Source organism: Microbacterium sp. 18062, assembly GCF_902706225.1.
In the GTDB taxonomy this organism is placed as follows: Bacteria; Actinomycetota; Actinomycetes; order Actinomycetales; family Microbacteriaceae; genus Microbacterium.
The window spans coordinates 1-16813 of sequence record NZ_CACSKB010000013.1; the positions used below are offsets into that span (position 1 = coordinate 1).

Below are 16813 nucleotides of genomic sequence, written 5' to 3' on the forward strand. Positions count from 1 at the left end.
TCCACGGATCGCGCGGCGGGCGACCGCGCGGGGCGTGAGGGCGGGATGCTCTCGCCATGGACACGGGGAACGGCTTCGGCGGGGGCATGCGCGGTCGCGAGAGTGTGGACACGACGGACACCGGCACGCGGACCGGCAAGGACACCGGCACGCGGACCGGAGAGCACACCGGCGCGCGGACCGGTACGGAGCCCACCCCGGCGGGCACCGCCGTGGACGCTGCCCGCTCGCTGGTTCTCACGACGCCTGCGCTCGAGCGCAGCGGCCTGAGCATCTCCGCCATCCGTGCCGCCGTGCGCACAGGGGACCTCGTCACGGTGCATCGCGGACGCTTCGTGCGTCGTGCGGACTGGGACGCCGCGTATCCGGAGGCCCGGCATCTCCTGCGCGTCGTCGCGGCCGACTCCCGCCGGCGCACCGACGCCGTGACGTTCTCGCACGGCTCGGCGGGCGTCGTGCGGGGGCTGCCGCTGTTCCGGTATTCCCCCGGCGGCGTGCACGTGAGCGGACCGCGCACGAACGGCGTGGCCTGGACCGGCAACGGGATGCGCCGCCATGAGCTGGCCGTTCCCGAGGCGGATCGGACGGTCATCCAGGGCATCCCGTGCACGACGCTCGAGCGCACGGTCTACGACGTGATCCGCACGGTCCCGCCGGAGACCGCGATCGCGTTCGCCGATGCCGCTCTGCGCGCCGCCGCGTGGGACGCGACCGCTCGCGTCTACGACCTCGAGAAGGCCGAGTCCTGGCGATCGATGCTGACGGAGCGGATCGCACGGAACCCGGGCGCACGCGGCATCCGCCAGGCGCGCTGGGTCGCCGCGTTCGCGGACGGGCAGGCGCAGCTTCCCGGGGAGAGCGTCAGCCGCCTCTACCTCGCCGATCTCGGCTTCGCGCCGCCGCGGCTGCAGGTGCCGTTCCGCGGCCCCCGGGGCGAGCGGTTCGAGATCGACTTCGGTCTGGAAGACGTGCCCGCGTGGGGCGAGTTCGACGGTGTCGGGAAGTACTTCGATCCGGCCATGCTCGGCACGCGCACCACGCGCGAGGCTTTCGTGCGCGAGAAGGAACGCGAGGACTGGATCCGCGGTCGCAGCAAGCGCCCGTTCGCGCGCTGGGGGATGCCGCACATCGACACCGCCCTCACGCTCGGCCGACGGCTCGCGGCGTTCGGCGTCGTCCCCCCGCGTTGACCGTCCATCGATACCGCGAACCCACATGTTCCGCGCGAACCCACTCGTTCCGGCGCATTAATATATGTGGGCTCGCGCGATGAGTGTGGGCTCGGCGAACAGGAACAGGAACAGGAACAGGAACAGGAACAGGACGTCGAGGGGGTCAGCGCAGCGTCGAGGCCCGGACGACCAGCTCGGGACGGAAGCGGATGCTGCGCTCGTGACTGCTCTCCGGCTCGGCGACCTCCCGCAGCAGCAGGTCGACCGCGGTCTCGCCGAGGAGCGAGGCGGGCTGACGGATCGAGCTGAGCGGCACGACCGCCGCCGAGGCGAAGTCGATGTCGTCGTAGCCGATGAGCGCGATGTCCTCGGGCACGCGGAGGTCGCCGACCATCACCAGGCTCTGCAGGATCCCCAGCGCGAGCAGGTCGTTGGCGGCGAAGACGGCGTCGGGCCGCTCGCCGGGCGGTCGTTCACGCAGCCGGCGGCCGACCTCCCGCCCCTCCTGGACGGTGAGCGACCGGGTCACGACCGGTTCCAGGATCGCCCCCGGCGTCGCGGCGACCGCCTGCTGCGCCCCTCTCAGGCGGTCGGCGACCTGACGGATGCCGGCGGGCCCGCCCACGAACGCGAGCCTCTGCCGGCCGAGGTCCAGCAGATGCTGCGCGGCCAGCCGCCCGCCGGCGACGTCGTCGACCGAGACGGAGGGGAAGGTCGCGTCCGAGGACTCCCGGTCCACGAGCACGACCGGGATCCCGCGCTCGCGCAGGCGGCGCAGACGCCGGAGGTCTTCGGACACGGGGGTCACCAGCACGCCGAACGCCCGCTGCTCCTCGAAGAGCGACAGATAGGTGTCCTCGCGCGCGCTCGTCTCGTCGGAGTTGGCGAGCAGGACGGCGAGCCCGCGGCCGGCGGCGCGCCCTTCCGCGCCGCTCGCCACATCGGCGAAGAAGGGATTGCGCGCGTCGAGCACGACCAGCCCGATCGTGCGGCTGCGCCCCGCGCGCAGCTGCCGCGCCGCGTCGTTGCGCACGAACCCCAGCTCGTCGATCGCGCGCATCACGCGCTCGACAGTGGCCGGCGCCACCTTCTCGGGGCGGTTGAGCACGTTCGAGACGGTCCCGACCGAGACGGACGCACGCTCGGCGACGTCGCGCACGCTCACCGACACGGGTCGCATCCCTTCACAGGCCGAGCATAGGCTATCCCGCCGCGGCTTCTCGATCGGAGCGCCCGTGGCGGGGCGGCAGCGACGTCATGCCGGCGCGCACCGGAACACGTGCTCGCCGCCGCGCACCTCTCGGACGCTGCCGTCGGGCAGCACGACGTCGGCCGGGACGCCCTCGGGAAGTCGCACCTCCAGCTCGAAGCCGTCCGCGGCTGCGCGCCAGGACGCCTCGACGGTGCCGTCGGCCGACTCGTAGGACGTCCGGGCCCAGTCGATGCCGGTCCCGGGAACCGGCTGGATGCGCACGCGCGCATAGCCGGGCTCGGCGGGACGGATACCGCCCACGACCTGGTAGACCCAGTCCACCACCGCGCCGAGGGCGTAGTGGTTGAAGCTCGTCATCTCGCCCGGGTTGATCGTGCCGTCGGGGAGCATGGAGTCCCAGCGCTCCCAGATCGTGGTCGCCCCCATCGTCACGGGGTAGAGCCACGACGGGCAGGAGCGCTCGAGCAGCAGCCGGTAGGCGTCCTCGACGTGACCGGTCTCCGAGAGCGCCCAGGTGACGAAGGGCGTGCCCGCGAATCCGGTGGTGACGCGGTAGCCCGTGGCACGGACGATCTCGGCGAGCCGGTCGCCCGCCCAGGCGAGGTCGTCGTCCTCCAGCAGACCGAAGCGGATGGCGAGCGCGTACACGGTCGCGCAGTCCGAGACGATCCGGCGGTCCTGCACGTAGTGCTCGGCGAACGCCGCCCGGGTGTGCGCGGCGAGCGCCGTCCAGCGCTCGGCGTCGGCGGCCTCGCCGATGATCTCCGCCGTCTCCGCGGCGAACGAGGCGGTGCGGTACAGGCACGCGGTCGCGACCACGCGCGGGTCGGCCTTGGCCGCCGCGGGGTCGTGCGGCGAGGCATCCGGGTCGAGCCAGTCGCCGAACTGAAAGCCCTCGTCCCACAGTCCCGTCGGCGACAGCACGCGCTCCACCGACTCGAGGTGGAGGACCATCGCCGGATAGTGGGCGGCGAGCCGCTCGCGATCGCCGTACGCGGTCCACAGCGCCTGCGGCACCCACGCGGCGGCGTCGCCCCAGATCGCGGTGGCGCCGACGTCCGGGAACGCGAAGTCGTCGCCGAAGTGAGCATACTTGAGCGGGTCGGGCACGACCATGGGAACGGCGCCGTTCGGCGCGTGCGCCGTCTCCTCGTACAGGTCGCGCAGCCAGTTGTCGAGGAAGTCCGCGGTGTCGAACTGGAACGACGCCGACGCCGCGTACGCCGCGATGTCCCCGGTCCAGCCCAGCCGCTCGTCGCGCTGGGGGCAGTCGGTCGGCACGCTCAGGAAGTTGCCCTTCTGACCCCAGACCGAGTTGTGCACGAGTTGGTTCACGAGCGGCTCGGAGCACTCGAAACGGCCCGTGCGCCGCATCTCGGAGTGCACGACGACCGCCTCCAGGCTGTCGACGGCGAGCTCGCCCGGCCACCCCTCCACCTCTGCGTAGCGGAAGCCGTGGAACGTGAGGGTCGGCTCGAAGGCGTCCACGCCGCCGGAGAGCACGAAGACATCGGTCGCCTGCGCCGCGCGCAGCGGACGGGTCCCCAGCTCCTCGTGCTCGAGCACCTCCGCGTGACGGATGGTGACCTCGGTGCCCGCCGGGCCCTGCACGGCGAACCGGATCCATCCGACGAGGTTCTGGCCGAAGTCGACGAGCGTGCGCCCGCTCGGCGACGTCCACACCCGCACCGGACGCACGACCTCGTGGCGGACGATCGGCGGTCCGCTCTGGGCCACGAGCGTTGCCCGGTCCACCTCCACGGCGCGCACCGGCAGGGGCTCGGCGACCGCATCGCGCAGGCGCGCATCGATCGTCTGACCGTTGTAGAGCGAGTTGCGGACGACGTCGGACGCCTCGGCGGACCAGTCGGTCGAGGTCGCGATGCGCTGGGTCGCGCCATCCGCGTACACGATGTCGAGCGCCGCGCACACCGCGATCTCGTCGCCGTAGTTCGCGTCCGCGCCCTCGAACCCGAGGTCGCCGCGATACCAGCCGTTGCCCAGCAGCAGCTCGATCCGCACGTCGCCGTCACCGGCGGCGAGGATCGCGGTCACATCGTGGCGCTGCACGTTGAGCCGCCACTCGTAGGAGGTCCAGCCCGGGTCCAGCACGGAGCCCGAGACCGCCTGCCCGTCGATCCGTGCCTCGTACACGCCGTGCGCGGTCGCGGTCAGCACCGCGTGCGCGATCTCCGTCCGCGGCCGGTCGGGCGCGGAGAGGGTCCACAGCCGGGGCGCGGTCCCCGCGGCGGCCGCAGCGGAGATGAAGGTCGCCCCCTCCAGCGCGGCGGTGCTCTCACGGTCTGCGGTCAGGGGCTCGGACGACATGGTGATGCTTCCTCTCGAAGAGTTGTCCTCGTGTCCGCGCACGGCCCGGTGATGTCGCCGAGCCGTGCGCGGGGGTCGTGTCGTGCGTCAGGACTGCGAGGCGGCAGTCCCTGCGCCGGCCACCTCGCCTGCGCCTGCGGCCGTCTCGCCGCCGGCGACCGCCGCCGGGTCGATCGAGGCCTCGACGTCGAACTGGTTGCCCCGATCCTTGCGGAAGGTGAGCCACGCCACCAGCAGGCCGATGCCGACGACGACTCCGAGTCCCGCGTACAGCCCCTGGGGGCTGATGGCGACCAGCGCCGGGGTGGCGAAGGCGAGCAGGGCGGCCACGACGCGGGCGACGGCGATGATGGTGCCCTGCGAGGTGGAGCGCAGCAGCGTCGGGAAGGACTCCTGCGTCCACACCTTCATGATCCCCTCGAACGCGAACGCGCCGCCGGACGCCCCCAGGACGTTCATGATCACGATCGTCACGATGCTGAAGCCGAAGACCGCCGGCACGAGGTAGGAGCACAGCAGCAGGACCGCGCCGATCGTGAAGAAGGTCATGCGGTGCTTGCCGCCCACGATCTTCATGAAGAGCAGTCCGCCGGCGAGGCCGATGGGGAACGAGAGCAGGCCGATGAGCGAGTTGGTGGCGACCGAGATGCCCGCGACGTTGACGGCGAGGTAGGTGCCGAACTGGCCGCCGGTGTTCGCGCCGACGTTGACCAGCGCGTAGAAGACGACGAGCGCCACGAACGGCGCGAGGTATGGCGCGCGCAGGAGATCGCGCACCTTCGCCCGGTCCGCGCGGATGGTCTCCACGCCGCGGTCGCGCTCGTCGCGCGCGGCGCGCCACAGGTTGGACTCGGGGATCGTGAGCCGGCAGACGAAGACCGCGATCGCGATGATGCCGACCTGGCCGAACAGCAGCTGACCGCCCAGGTGTCCCGCGTCGCCGAAGATGGTGGCGATCAGGATGGTGCCGAGGATGCCGAGGGTCCACAGGATGTTCGAGAAGCCGATGATGGCGCCGCGGTTCTTGTCGTTGGCGGCCTCGGCGATCGTGGAGAGGGACACCGGCAGGTCGGCGCCGGTCCCGAGGCCGGCGAGGACGATGCCCACGAGCAGCAGCGGGAAGGTCGTGCTGAACACCAGCAGTGCGATTCCCGCGATGATGATGACCATCGTCGTGAGGAAGACGTTCCGGCGCCCGTACCGGTCGCTGAGGCGTCCGCCGAAGATCGCGCCGACCGCGATGCCCAGCGTGAGAACTCCCGACAGGATGCCGATCTCGGTCGGGGTGATGCCGATCGTGTACTGGTAGATCACGAGGGCGATACCGGTCGCGACGATCGTGGCGGCATCGATGTAGGACGCCATTCCGCAGACGACGCCCACCCACCACGCGTTGGGCTGCCTGCCCGCCGGGGCTGCACTGGCCATTGAGTTCTCCCTTGAACAGTCGGCCCTCGAGTTCCGCCGGGCGGCGGTGCGGGCACGATCACGATGCTGATCGAGCACGCTACCAGCAAATGAATCGATTCACAACAATCCTGTCGGATGCCGTCCAAGGCATATTGAACCGATTCATGCTTCGCAACCCGGGAACGAGGCGCCCGCGACCGTCGTCGCTCCTCGTCGCCCGGGGTTGCGCGCCTCGCCGTCTAGGGCCCGGCCAGCAGCTCCGCCTCGAACGCGTATGCCTCGGCGTCGAAGCCCGAGTGCTCGTCGAACACCATGGCGCCGCGCACGCTCTCGGACGCGGGCGCCCACGGCACGCGCGCCGTCCGAGCGAACTCGAGCCATCGGCCGTGCATCTCGTCGGCCAGCGCGGACGGAGCCGCCTCGCCCAGCACCCTCTCGACGCCGTCCGCGTGCAGCAGGTCCCAGGCGAACGGCAGGTCGTAGCAGTGCGCGGACAGACCGTCGACGGGCGAGTGGTAGGCGAAGTCGTACAGCCAGGTGCGCTCGCCCGCCCCGCCGGCGACGCGCCGCGAGGCGACGTGCACCGCCGGCGCACGGAACGTCGACACGACCGACAGCTGGCTGTCGGCGAAGGCGTCGCCGACCCGCTCGACCTCGGTCGTGTAGCGGGCGATCGCCGCCTCGTCCACGCCCGCCGCGCGCACGGCTCCCACGATGTCGGCCAGGGGCGTCGCCGAGGGGAAGGCGAACTCGTTGCGTGTCGCCCCGAGCATCAGGCTCAGGCCGCCGCCGACGCCGGCGGCCACGGCATCCGCCACCGAGACGACGCTGTCGCCGTCGACGACGGGCGCGAACGCCAGGCCGGTCGTGGCCATCGGATCGTCGGCGAGCACCGCGAGGACCCGATCGGCGGGAGCGCCGGGCGCCAGGGCCCCCGGCACCTGGGTGAAGTCGCGCTCGTGGTCGAGGATGCGATCCTCCGGCACGTCGAGCCAGCCCTCCCTCGTCGGCGGCACCCCCAGCGCCGCCGCGAGCCCCCGACCGATCGGCTCGACCGTGTCGGCCGCGAGGTGGCCCGCCGCGCCTGAGTGCGAGACGACACCGCGGAAGAGACCTGCCGCGCGCGGCGAGGTCATGAGGGTCAGGACGCTGCCGCCACCGGCCGACTGGCCCGCGATGGTGACCCGATCGGGATCCCCGCCGAACGCGCGGATGTTCTCCTGCACCCACTCCAGCGCAGCGAGCTGATCGAGGATGCCGCGATTGAGCGGGGCGTCCCGCATCCAGCCGAAGCCGTCGAAGCCCAGTCGGTACGAGAGCGTCACCACGACGACGCCGTCCCGCGCGAACGAGCGGCCGTCGTACCAGGGGCTGGCCGGCGAGCCGGCGAAGTACCCGCCGCCGTGCACCCAGACGAGCACCGGCAGCGCCGCCGCCGTGTCGCCGGGCGCGGGGGTGAACACGTTGACGCTCAGCGTGTCGTCGCCCGGGATGGAGGGCTCGGGGATCGTCGTGACCGGACCGAACGGCCGCCGCTGCGGGGTCGCCCCGAACCGGTCGCAGACACGCACGCCGTCCCACCGCTCGGGGCGCTGCGGCGCGAGGAAGCGGCGCGACCCCGTGGGCGAGGCGGCGAACGGGATGCCGAGGAACGTCGCCGCCTCCCCGCGCCACGCCCCGCTCACCCGCCCGGCGGTCGTCGCGGCCTCGGGGATCGTCGCAGCGGTCGTGGACGGCTCGACAGTGGTCATGTGTTCCTCCGCATCGGGTGGTTCGGCGTCCGCGGCCTCAGCGCACGGACTTGATCGGGAAGACGAGCACCGACGACAGCAGCACCATGAGCGCTGCGAAGCCGAAGATCGACGCGTAGTCGCCGGCGAAGATCCCGAGCAGCGTGGCGGCGACGAGGGGGGTGATCGCCTGCGGGATGTTCGTGGCGACGTTCAGCACGCCGAGGTCCTTGCCGGCGTCGCCCTGCGAGGGGAGCACGTCGATCATGAGGGCCACGTCGACGGCCATGTAGGCGCCGTAGCCGAGGCCGACGATGAGCGAGTAGACGATCATGGCGGGCACGGTCGGCACGAACAGCGGGATCGCGATGCCCACCGCCATGACGACGCTCGCGGCGAAGACGAACACCTTGCGCCGGCCGAGCTTGTCGCTGATGCGGCCGAAGACGAGCGTGCTGACCACGAGGGTGACCATCGAGACCAGCGCCAGCACACCGGCGATCCCCCCGGCCTCCGCCGGGGCGAGCCCCAGGCGGTCGGTCAGGATGTAGAACTGGTACGCCTGCACGCCCTGGTAGCCGAGGATCATGACGAAGCGCCCGGCGAACGCCCAGGCGTAGTCGGGGTGCTTGCGCGGGCTCACCCAGAAGCTCTTGGCGAAGGCGACCCAGCTGAAACGACCGACCTGCAGCAGCCGGGAGTCCCCGTCGCGATTGACGAGCACGAACAGCACCGAGACGACGATGATGCCGAGGCCGAACACGGCGTACGCGACGCCCAGCTGAGCGAGCAGCTGGCCTGCGACCACGATCCCGATGGTTCCCCCGATGGCGGTGCCGGCGCCGGCGAAGGCGGATGCGGTGGCCCGGCCGTCGCGGGAGACGCGATCGGCGATGACAGCCGCGAGGGGACCCTGGAAAGCGTTGAGCAGAACCTGCGCGGCCACCCACACGGCGGTGATCCAGAACACGTTCGGCGCGAACTGCAGCACGATCGTGAGCACGCCGCCGCCGACGCCGCCGATGATCAGCCAGGGGGAGCGCCGTCCGAGCCGGGCCCTGGTGCGGTCGGAGAAGGCGCCGACGACCGGCTGGGCGAAGAGGGTGAAGAACGACGAGGTGCCCGTGACGATCGCGAGGTTGGTGATCTTGTTCGCATCGTCGAGCAGGGCGAGCTGCTGCGGGAGGAGGATCGCGATGACACCCGCGTAGGTGGCGAACAGGAACACGTTCGCCACGAGCATCGACACGATCAGCCGCTGGCGTGCGGCACCGGTGACCGGCACCGTGCTGGTCAGCGTCGAGGGATCGATCCCCTCGGCGGCGGCGGGGGCCGGACGCGTCTGCATCGCCGGGCCGGATACGGCCTCGGGCGGGACGCCCCGCTCTGTGTCGTCCGGGACGTTCGACATTTTCTCCTCCTTGAGATCTCCTGCGACGGCGACCTGGCCGTCGCCTCACCGTAGTCCCGGAGTCGTGGTTATTTCAAGTGTTGAATTTATTGTTCCCGCCCCACCCGGCTCCCACCGCCCGGAGCCGGTCCGGGGCGAGCAGGAGCTCCCGCCGGTCGTGCAGCACGGCACCGTCCACGCCCGAGAAGAGGCCGTGCACGGCTGGGCGCACCCCGACGGCGACATCGCCCTCGGGACCCGCGCCGGGCGCGAGCCCGCCGAGCGAGCTCAGCCAGGACCGCGGCATCCCCCGCAGCTCCTCGACGAGGTCCGCGAGGTAGCCTCCGACCACCACGAACTGCGGCTGCAGCAGCGCCACGCAGTTGGCGAGCACGAGCCGGATCCACCCCAGCGCCTCGTCGAGCGCGGCGACGGCGCCCGCCTCGCCCGCACGGTACCGCCGGACGAGCTCGTCGAGCGCCTGCGGCAGGCCGTGCGCATCGCGGTATGCGGCCAGGCCGGCACGGGTGAGCACGATCTCGGGGCCGGCGACCGTGACGAGGCATCCGCTCTTGCCGCAGGCGCACGGATCCCCGTCGGGCACGACCACCACGTGCCCGGGTTCGAACGCGATGCCGTCCGGTCCCGCGAGCATCTCGCCCTCGACGATCGCCCCGCCGCCGATGCCCGTGTCGGACTTGAGGTAGACCATGTCGGTGACCATGCCCGGGGCCCATTCGGCCTGCAGCTCGGCGAACTCCGCGTACGCTGCGGCGTTGGCGTCGTTGACGACCCGGATGCCCAGCGGCGGCTCGTCGATCCGCGCGCGCAGGAGCGCGGCGAGGTCGACGTCGATCCAGCCCAGATCGATCGCCACGGGGATCGTCTCGGACGAGCGCGTCACGGGGGCGGGGACCACCACGACCAGCCGGGCGGGGGTCACCCCCTGCGCGCGCAGGCGCCCGGCGATGTCGTCGATCACGGACGCGAGCTGCTCGACGAGCGCATCGGGATCGCCGTGCGGGGTGCGCATCCCCCTCGCCTCGCGCAGCAGCGGACGCCCGGCGAGGTCCACCGCGGACATCAGCACCTCGTCGACGACGAACTGCAGGCCGATCAGCGCGATCGCGTCGCCGTCGACCTCGAGTCGTTCTCGGGGGCGGCCCGGACGGGGGGCGTCGGAGGTCCCGGCAGGGGCGTCCCGCACGAGACCCGCCTCTCTCAGCTCCGACACCAGCAGCGTGATCGCGCCCCTCGCGAGCCCCGTCGAGCGTGCGAGCTCGCTGCGTGCGGCCGCTCCGGCCCGGTCGAGCTGCGAGAGCACGAGGCCGAGGTTGTGCGCCCGCACGTCCGTGCTGGAGAGCCCCTCCGACCGCGCGCCCGTCATGCGTCGATCCTGCCACGGCACCGGCTCGGCCCCGTCGTCGGCGCCGGCCTCACGCCTCCCGGGTGATCGTGACCTTCACGTGCAGGTTGGACTTGAACGGCCCGGCGTACACGCCGCGCAGCGGCGGCACGTCGTTGTAGTCGCGCGCACGTCCGACGAGCACGTGCCGGTCGCCGATCTCGATGTTGTTGGTCGGGTCGAAGCCCGTCCACTCGCCGGCGAACCACTCCACCCACGCGTGCGACTCCCCCGCCACCGGAGCGCCCACCTCGGCCTGCGACGTCGGATGCAGGTAGCCGGAGACGTACCGCGCGGGGATCCCCACCGCGCGGAGGGCCCCGAGCGCGATGTGCGCCAGGTCCTGGCACACGCCCTTGCGGGCCTCCCACGCCTCGCCCGCCGTCGAGTGCACGCCGGTCACCCCGTGCACGTACTCGACCGCCTCGCCGATCGCGACGCAGATGTCGTGCGCCGCCCGTCCCGGGTCGTCGTGGCGACCCGCGATCGAACTGGCGATCTCGACGACCTCCGGGTGCGGCTGCGTGCGGGCCGACTGCGTCAGCTGCTCGACGGTCTCGATCCCGCGGTCCGCCTCGGCGCGCAGGCGGTCCCAGGTGATGCCGGTGTGCTCGATCGGCCGCGGCCGCACCTCGACGAGCGACCGCGCGGTGATGCGCAGCGCCCGATGCGGCGAGAGCACGTCGAACGTGCTCACCCGTGTGCCGAAGTAGTCCACGTAGCTGTTCACGGCGGTCGACGGCTCGATGTCGAGCGACGAGCTCAGCACGAACTGGCTGTCGGTCGTGCCCGGAAGCATCCGCGCCTCGTTGTACGAGGCCGACACGTCTCCGCCGTAGCTGAACCCGGTCTCATGCTCGATCCGCAGGCGCTTCATGAGGTCTCTCCGATCCAGCTGGGTTCGGCCTGCGTCGGGAAGAAGCGCTGGCGGATCGCGTCGGACGCCTCGCGGGTGACGGTCTGCACGCGCCGCATGTGCCCGGGCAGCTCGGTGAGGATCTCTCCGATCGGCTGGTACTCGAGGTCGTTGCGGATGCGCCCGAGCGCGCGCAGCACCTGGTTCGAGTGCCCGACGCGGTCCTCGCGCGGGTCGATGGCGCTGATGCACTCCTCGGCCCGCGAGATCGAGTAGATGATCGAGCGGGGGAAGAGCCGGTCCAGCAGGAGGAACTCGGCCGCGTTCCGGGCGCTGGGCATGCCGCGGTAGGTGCGCAGATACGCCTCGTACGCGCCGCAGGAGCGGAGGATGGTCGTCCACGACGGCCCCGACGCCTCGGTCAGCGACCGGGTGGCCAGCAGCCGCGCGGTCATGTCCGCGCGCTCGATGGACCGCCCCAGCGTGAAGAACTGCCAGGCCTCGTCGCGACTCGTCGAGGAGTCCACGATGCCGACGGCGAGCGCCGAACGCTCGCGCACCCACTGGAAGAACTCGTGCACCTTCTCGATCTGCAGCCGCCGCGGCATCCGGGCGTTGGTCGTGTTCAGGCACTCCCACAGCTCGGTCGAGACGATCTCGCGCGCCCGGCGGGCGTTCTCGCGGGCAGAGGTCAGCGAGTAGAGGATGCTGGCCGGGTTCAGGCGGTCGACGGCGAGCCGCGCCAGCACGTGCTCGCGGGAGACGGAGTCGATGCCCTCGGGAGGCGACGAGCCCATGACCGACAGGAGCGACCGGCAGGCGGTGTCCTCGTCGATCCAGGGGTCCTCGAGCAGCAGCTGCAGGTGCACGTCGAGGATGCGGGCCGTGCCGTCGCTGCGCTCGATGTAGCGGCCGATCCAGAACAGGCTCTCGGCGATGCGGCTCAGCAGCATGTCGAGCCCCCGTCCTGCTCGGACGCCGGGGCGGTCCGGGCGGACGGTGCGGGATGCCGCACCGCAGCCTGTTGCTGTTGCTGTTGCTCTTGCTGCTCGACGCGCGAGCGCGGACGGTCCTGCGGCGAGTGGCTGACCTCGGGGACGGGCTGAGCGGCCGACGCGGCGGCCTGCGACTCGGGCTCCGTGATGATCGGGATCGCCTGCGTCACGGTCGACGCCTGATCCGCGACGAGGCCCGCGAGCCCGTGCCCCTGGCCGTACTCGACGTGTCCCGGTGCGGAGCCGCCGACGACCCAGGTGTCCTTCGACCCGCCGCCCTGGCTGGAGTTCACCACGAGCTGCCCCTCCGGGAGCGCCACGCGGGTGAGCCCGCCCGGCAGCACCCAGATGTCGTCGCCGTCGTTGACCGCGAAGGGACGGAGGTCGGCGTGGCGGGGCCGCATCCCGTCCTCGACGAGGGTCGGGATGGTGGAGAGCATGACGACCGGCTGCGCGATCCAGCCCCGGGGGTCGGCGAGGAGGGTCTTGCGGAGGGTGTCGAGCTCGGCCCGCGAGGCGTCGGGACCGACGACGAGTCCCTTGCCGCCGGAGCCGTCGACGGGTTTCACGACGAGCTCGTCGAGCCGGTCGAGGACCTCCTCGAGGGCGTTCGGGTCCTCGAGCCGCCAGGTGTCGACGATCGGCAGGAGGGGCTCCTCCGACAGGTAGTAGCGGATGAGGTCCGGCGTGTAGGTGTAGAGCAGCTTGTCGTCGGCGACGCCGTTTCCGACCGCGTTGGCGATGGTGACGTTGCCCATGCGGGCGGCGAGCATGAGGCCGGGGGCGCCGAGCATCGAGTCGGCGCGGAACTGCAGCGGGTCGAGGAAGTCGTCGTCGACGCGGCGGTAGATGACGTCGACGCGCTTCGGGCCGCGGGTCGTGCGCATGAAGACGCGGCCGCCCATGCACAGGAGGTCCCGCCCCTCGACGAGCTCGACGCCCATGAGGCGAGCCAGGAGGGTGTGCTCGAAGTAGGCGGAGTTGTAGACGCCGGGGGTGAGCACGACGACGTTCGGGTCGTCGATGCCGGGCGGGGCGGACGCCCGGAGGGCGGCGAGCAGCTTGTTCGGGTAGTCGCCGACCGGACGCACCCGCATCGAGAGGAAGAGCTCGGGCAGCGTCTGCGCCATCACCCGGCGGTTCGAGATGACGTAGCTGACGCCGGAGGGCACCCGCACGTTGTCCTCGAGCACACGCATCTTGCCGTGCTCGTCGCGGATCAGGTCGATGCCCGACACCTGGATGCGGACGCCGTTGGCCGAGCGGATGCCGTAGGCCTGCCGGTAGTAGTACTGGCTGGAGGCGATGAGCTTGGCCGGGATGACACCGTCGCGGACGCAGTTCTGCCGGCCGTAGGCGTCGTCGAGGAAGGCCTCGAGCGCCCGAACCCGCTGCTTGATGCCGGCTTCGACCTCGGACCACTCCGCGTAGTCGATGATGCGGGGCACGGCGTCGAGCGGGAAGGGGCGCTCCTCCCCCGCGAAGTCGAATGTGACGCCCTGTGCGAGATACGAGCTCGCGAGCGAGTCGGTGCGACCGCGCAGCTCCTCCTGCGTCATCCGGGCCAGCGCCTGGTACAGCTCGCGGTAGGCGGTGCGGGACTGGGCGAGGCCGCCGACGTGGTCGGGATGGCCGAACATCTCGTCGAACGCCGGCAGTCCGGTCGGTGTCTTGCGGGGCGCCAGCGTGGAGCCGTAGCCGTCGAAGAGGTCGCCCATGTGCTGAGCCTAGCCCCGGCCGTGTTGCGGAATTGTTTCCACGGACCGGGCCGTGATGCCGGGGCACGAGCCCGTCTCAGCCGACGACGATCCTCACGCCGTTGCCCCAGGGATCGGCGACCTCGAGCGCGTCGTCCGAGCGTTCGTAGGCCGCGCCGGCGGCATCGAGGCGTTCGGCCACCTCCTCCACGTCGTCGCGCGTGGGGAGGACCACCGTCACGCGCTCCAGACCGATCGCACCGGAACGCGCCCCGGCGCCCGCGCTCTGCCACGTGTTCGTCGCGAGGTGATGGTGGTACCCGCCCGCCGAGTAGAACAGGGCGCCGTCCGCCTCCGCGGTGACGTCGAACCCGAGCGTCTCGGAATAGAAGGCACGCGCGGCGGACGCGGGCCTCAGCCCTCGAGCACGACGCGCAGCTGCTCGATCGCCCAGTCGAGCTCGGTCCCCCGGATGACGAGGGGCGGGGCGATGCGGATCGTCTGGCCGTGGGTGTCCTTCACCAGCACGCCGCGGCCGAGCAGGCGCTCGGCGATCTCACGCCCGGTGCCGACCGCCGGGTCGATGTCGATGCCCGCCCACAGACCCACGACCCGCACGGCGGTCACCCCCTTGCCGACGAGGTCGGCCAGTCGCGACTCGAGGTGCTCGCCGAGCGCCAGGGCACGCCGCTGGAACTCGCCGGTCGCGAGCATCTCGACGACGCGGTGCCCGACGGCCGCGGCGAGCGGGTTGCCGCCGAAGGTCGAGCCGTGCTCGCCCGCGCGGATGACGCCGAGCACGTCCCGGTCCGCGACGACCGCCGACACCGGCAGGATGCCCCCGCCCAGCGCCTTGCCGAGCACGTACACGTCGGGCACGACCTGCTCCCGATCGCACGCGAAGGTGTGGCCGACCCGGCCGAGGCCGGACTGGATCTCGTCGGCGACGAAGAGCACGCCGCGGCGCGTGCAGATCTCGCGCACGGCGCGCAGGTACCCCTCCGGCGGGACGACGACGCCGGCCTCGCCCTGGATGGGCTCGATCAGCACGGCCGCGGTGTTCTCTTCGATGGCGGCCTCGATCGCCGCGGCGTCGCCGTAGGGGACGGTCGCGAAGCCCGGGGCGAACGGCCCGAAGCCCTCGCGCGCGGACGGGTCGTCGCTGAAGCCGACGATCGTCGTGGTGCGGCCGTGGAAGTTGCCCGCCGCCGTGATGATCGTCGCCCGGTCGGCCGCGACCCCCTTGACCCGGTAGGCCCAGGCGCGGGCGACCTTGATGGCGGTCTCGACGGCCTCGGCTCCGGTGTTCATCGGCAGCACGAGGTCCTTGCCGCACAGCTTCGCGAGCGCGTCCGCGAAGACGCCGAGCTGGTCGTTGTGGTACGCCCGGCTGGTGAGGGTGAGACGGCCCAGCTGCTCCTGCGCGACGGCGACGATCGCCGGATGCAGGTGCCCGAAGTTCAGCGCCGAGTACGCCGACAGCAGGTCGAGATAGCGCTTGCCCTCGACATCGGTCACCCACGATCCCTCGCCGCGCGCGATGACGACCGGCAGCGGATGGTAGTTGTGGGCGAGGTGGTCCTCCTCGGCCGCGATGATGTCGATCGTGGCGGTGTCCAGGCGCGGGGTGGTCATGATGCGTTCTGCCTTTCTGAGCGCAGTTCGAGGGTGCAGCACTTGATGCCGCCCCCGCCGAGGAGGAGTTCGGAGAGGTCGATGAGGATCGGGTTGTAGCCGCGCTCGCGCAGCTGCGCCTCGAACCCGGTCGCCCGGGGCGAGATGAGCACGTTGAGCCCGTCGCTGGCGGAGTTGAGGCCGAACACGTCGCCGTCCGCATCCGAGACGAGGATCGCGTCGGGGAAGCGCTCCTCGAGGATCGCGCGACTGTCGGCGTCGAACGCGCTGGGCAGGTAGGCGATGTTGGCCCTCTCGACGCCGTCCGCGCCCTCGACCGGATCAAGCACGGCGATCGCGGTGTCGAGGTGGTAGAAGCGCGGGTCGACGAGGGTCAGCGAGACGACCTCCCGGCCGAACACCTCACCGACCTCGCGGTGACTGTCGCCGGTCGAGCGGAATCCGGTGCCGGCGAGGATCGTGTCGCCGACGAGCAGGAAGTCGCCCTCGCCCTCGTTGACCTCGACGGGCTCGGCGACGCGGTAGCCGTTCGCGGCGAACCATGCCATGAAGGGTTCCGCTTCGCCGGCGCGCTCCGCGAAGCGGAACTTGGGACCGTAGGCGACCCCGTCGATGAGGAAGCCGCCGTTCGCGGTGTAGACCATGTCGGGAAGCCCCGGCACGGCGTCGACCAGTCGCACGTCGTGGCCGAGCGCGACGTAGACGTCGTGGAGGGCCTGCCACTGGCGCAGGGCGAGCGCCGTGTCGGTGGGCTTGGCCGGCTCCATCCACGGGTTGATCGAGTAGCTGACCGTGAAGTGATCCGGGCGGCACATGAGGTAGGTGCGGTGCTGGGCGATGCGGCGGGAAGGCACGGGGAGGGACATGTTGATCCTTGCGTGGACGGTGGCGGACGCTGTCCTCCAGGCCCGGCGGAGCACATGGATGCCGACGCACGGGCACGCCGTCACCCATTCTCGCTCGAAAACCCCGGAGAGGGAAT

Annotated in this window: 13 protein-coding genes; 1 reads left to right on the top strand and 12 read right to left on the bottom strand. The window is 71.7% G+C overall.

The features are described from left to right. The first annotated feature begins 56 nt into the window (after positions 1 to 56). Positions 57 to 1190 (top strand): hypothetical protein, encoded by a 1134-nt coding sequence (locus GVL03_RS06690; RefSeq protein ID WP_159500216.1) that lies wholly within the window; start codon positions 57 to 59, stop codon positions 1188 to 1190. A gap of 145 nt (positions 1191 to 1335) precedes the next feature. Here the strand turns inward: GVL03_RS06690 and GVL03_RS06695 are convergent, their stop codons facing one another. The 12 genes from GVL03_RS06695 to ddaH form a co-directional block, all read right to left on the bottom strand. Further along, entirely contained in the window at positions 1336 to 2343 is a 1008-nt protein-coding gene (locus tag GVL03_RS06695) for a LacI family DNA-binding transcriptional regulator (RefSeq protein ID WP_159500273.1), read from the bottom strand. 84 nt (positions 2344 to 2427) lie between these two features. Further along, positions 2428 to 4713 carry a family 78 glycoside hydrolase catalytic domain gene (locus GVL03_RS06700; RefSeq protein ID WP_159500217.1) on the bottom strand — a complete coding sequence of 762 codons (2286 nt, stop codon included), beginning with the start codon at positions 4711 to 4713 and terminating at the stop codon, positions 2428 to 2430. A gap of 87 nt (positions 4714 to 4800) precedes the next feature. Then, positions 4801 to 6141 (bottom strand): MFS transporter, encoded by a 1341-nt coding sequence (locus GVL03_RS06705; RefSeq protein ID WP_200847082.1) that lies wholly within the window; start codon positions 6139 to 6141, stop codon positions 4801 to 4803. A gap of 221 nt (positions 6142 to 6362) precedes the next feature. Continuing rightward, positions 6363 to 7874, bottom strand: coding sequence for a carboxylesterase/lipase family protein (locus tag GVL03_RS06710; protein WP_159500218.1), 1512 nt, complete (start codon positions 7872 to 7874; stop codon positions 6363 to 6365). Positions 7875 to 7911: 37 nt separating this feature from the next. Continuing rightward, positions 7912 to 9264, bottom strand: a complete 1353-nt coding sequence (locus GVL03_RS06715) for an MFS transporter (RefSeq protein ID WP_159500219.1) — start codon at positions 9262 to 9264, stop codon at positions 7912 to 7914. 73 nt (positions 9265 to 9337) lie between these two features. Next, positions 9338 to 10630 (bottom strand): ROK family transcriptional regulator, encoded by a 1293-nt coding sequence (locus tag GVL03_RS06720; RefSeq protein ID WP_159500220.1) that lies wholly within the window; start codon positions 10628 to 10630, stop codon positions 9338 to 9340. A 49-nt stretch (positions 10631 to 10679) separates the two neighbouring features. Continuing rightward, the gene (locus GVL03_RS06725) at positions 10680 to 11525 is read right to left on the bottom strand and encodes a transglutaminase family protein (protein WP_159500221.1); all 846 of its coding nucleotides are present in this window, start codon (positions 11523 to 11525) and stop codon (positions 10680 to 10682) included. Beyond that, positions 11522 to 12454, bottom strand: a complete 933-nt coding sequence (locus GVL03_RS06730; protein WP_159500275.1) for an alpha-E domain-containing protein — start codon at positions 12452 to 12454, stop codon at positions 11522 to 11524. The genes GVL03_RS06725 and GVL03_RS06730 overlap by 4 nt, the downstream gene beginning before the upstream one ends. Continuing rightward, positions 12448 to 14217, bottom strand: a complete 1770-nt coding sequence (locus tag GVL03_RS06735; protein ID WP_159500222.1) for a circularly permuted type 2 ATP-grasp protein — start codon at positions 14215 to 14217, stop codon at positions 12448 to 12450. The genes GVL03_RS06730 and GVL03_RS06735 overlap by 7 nt, the downstream gene beginning before the upstream one ends. Before the next feature lie 76 nt (positions 14218 to 14293). Beyond that, complete coding sequence (locus tag GVL03_RS06740; protein ID WP_159500276.1) at positions 14294 to 14650, bottom strand: VOC family protein; 357 nt, start codon at positions 14648 to 14650, stop codon at positions 14294 to 14296. Continuing rightward, entirely contained in the window at positions 14611 to 15831 is a 1221-nt protein-coding gene (gene rocD, locus GVL03_RS06745; RefSeq protein ID WP_159500223.1) for an ornithine--oxo-acid transaminase, read from the bottom strand. Before rocD ends, GVL03_RS06740 begins: the two co-directional genes overlap by 40 nt. Further along, complete coding sequence (gene ddaH / locus GVL03_RS06750) at positions 15828 to 16697, bottom strand: dimethylargininase (protein WP_159500224.1); 870 nt, start codon at positions 16695 to 16697, stop codon at positions 15828 to 15830. Before ddaH ends, rocD begins: the two co-directional genes overlap by 4 nt. Positions 16698 to 16813: the final 116 nt, after the last annotated feature.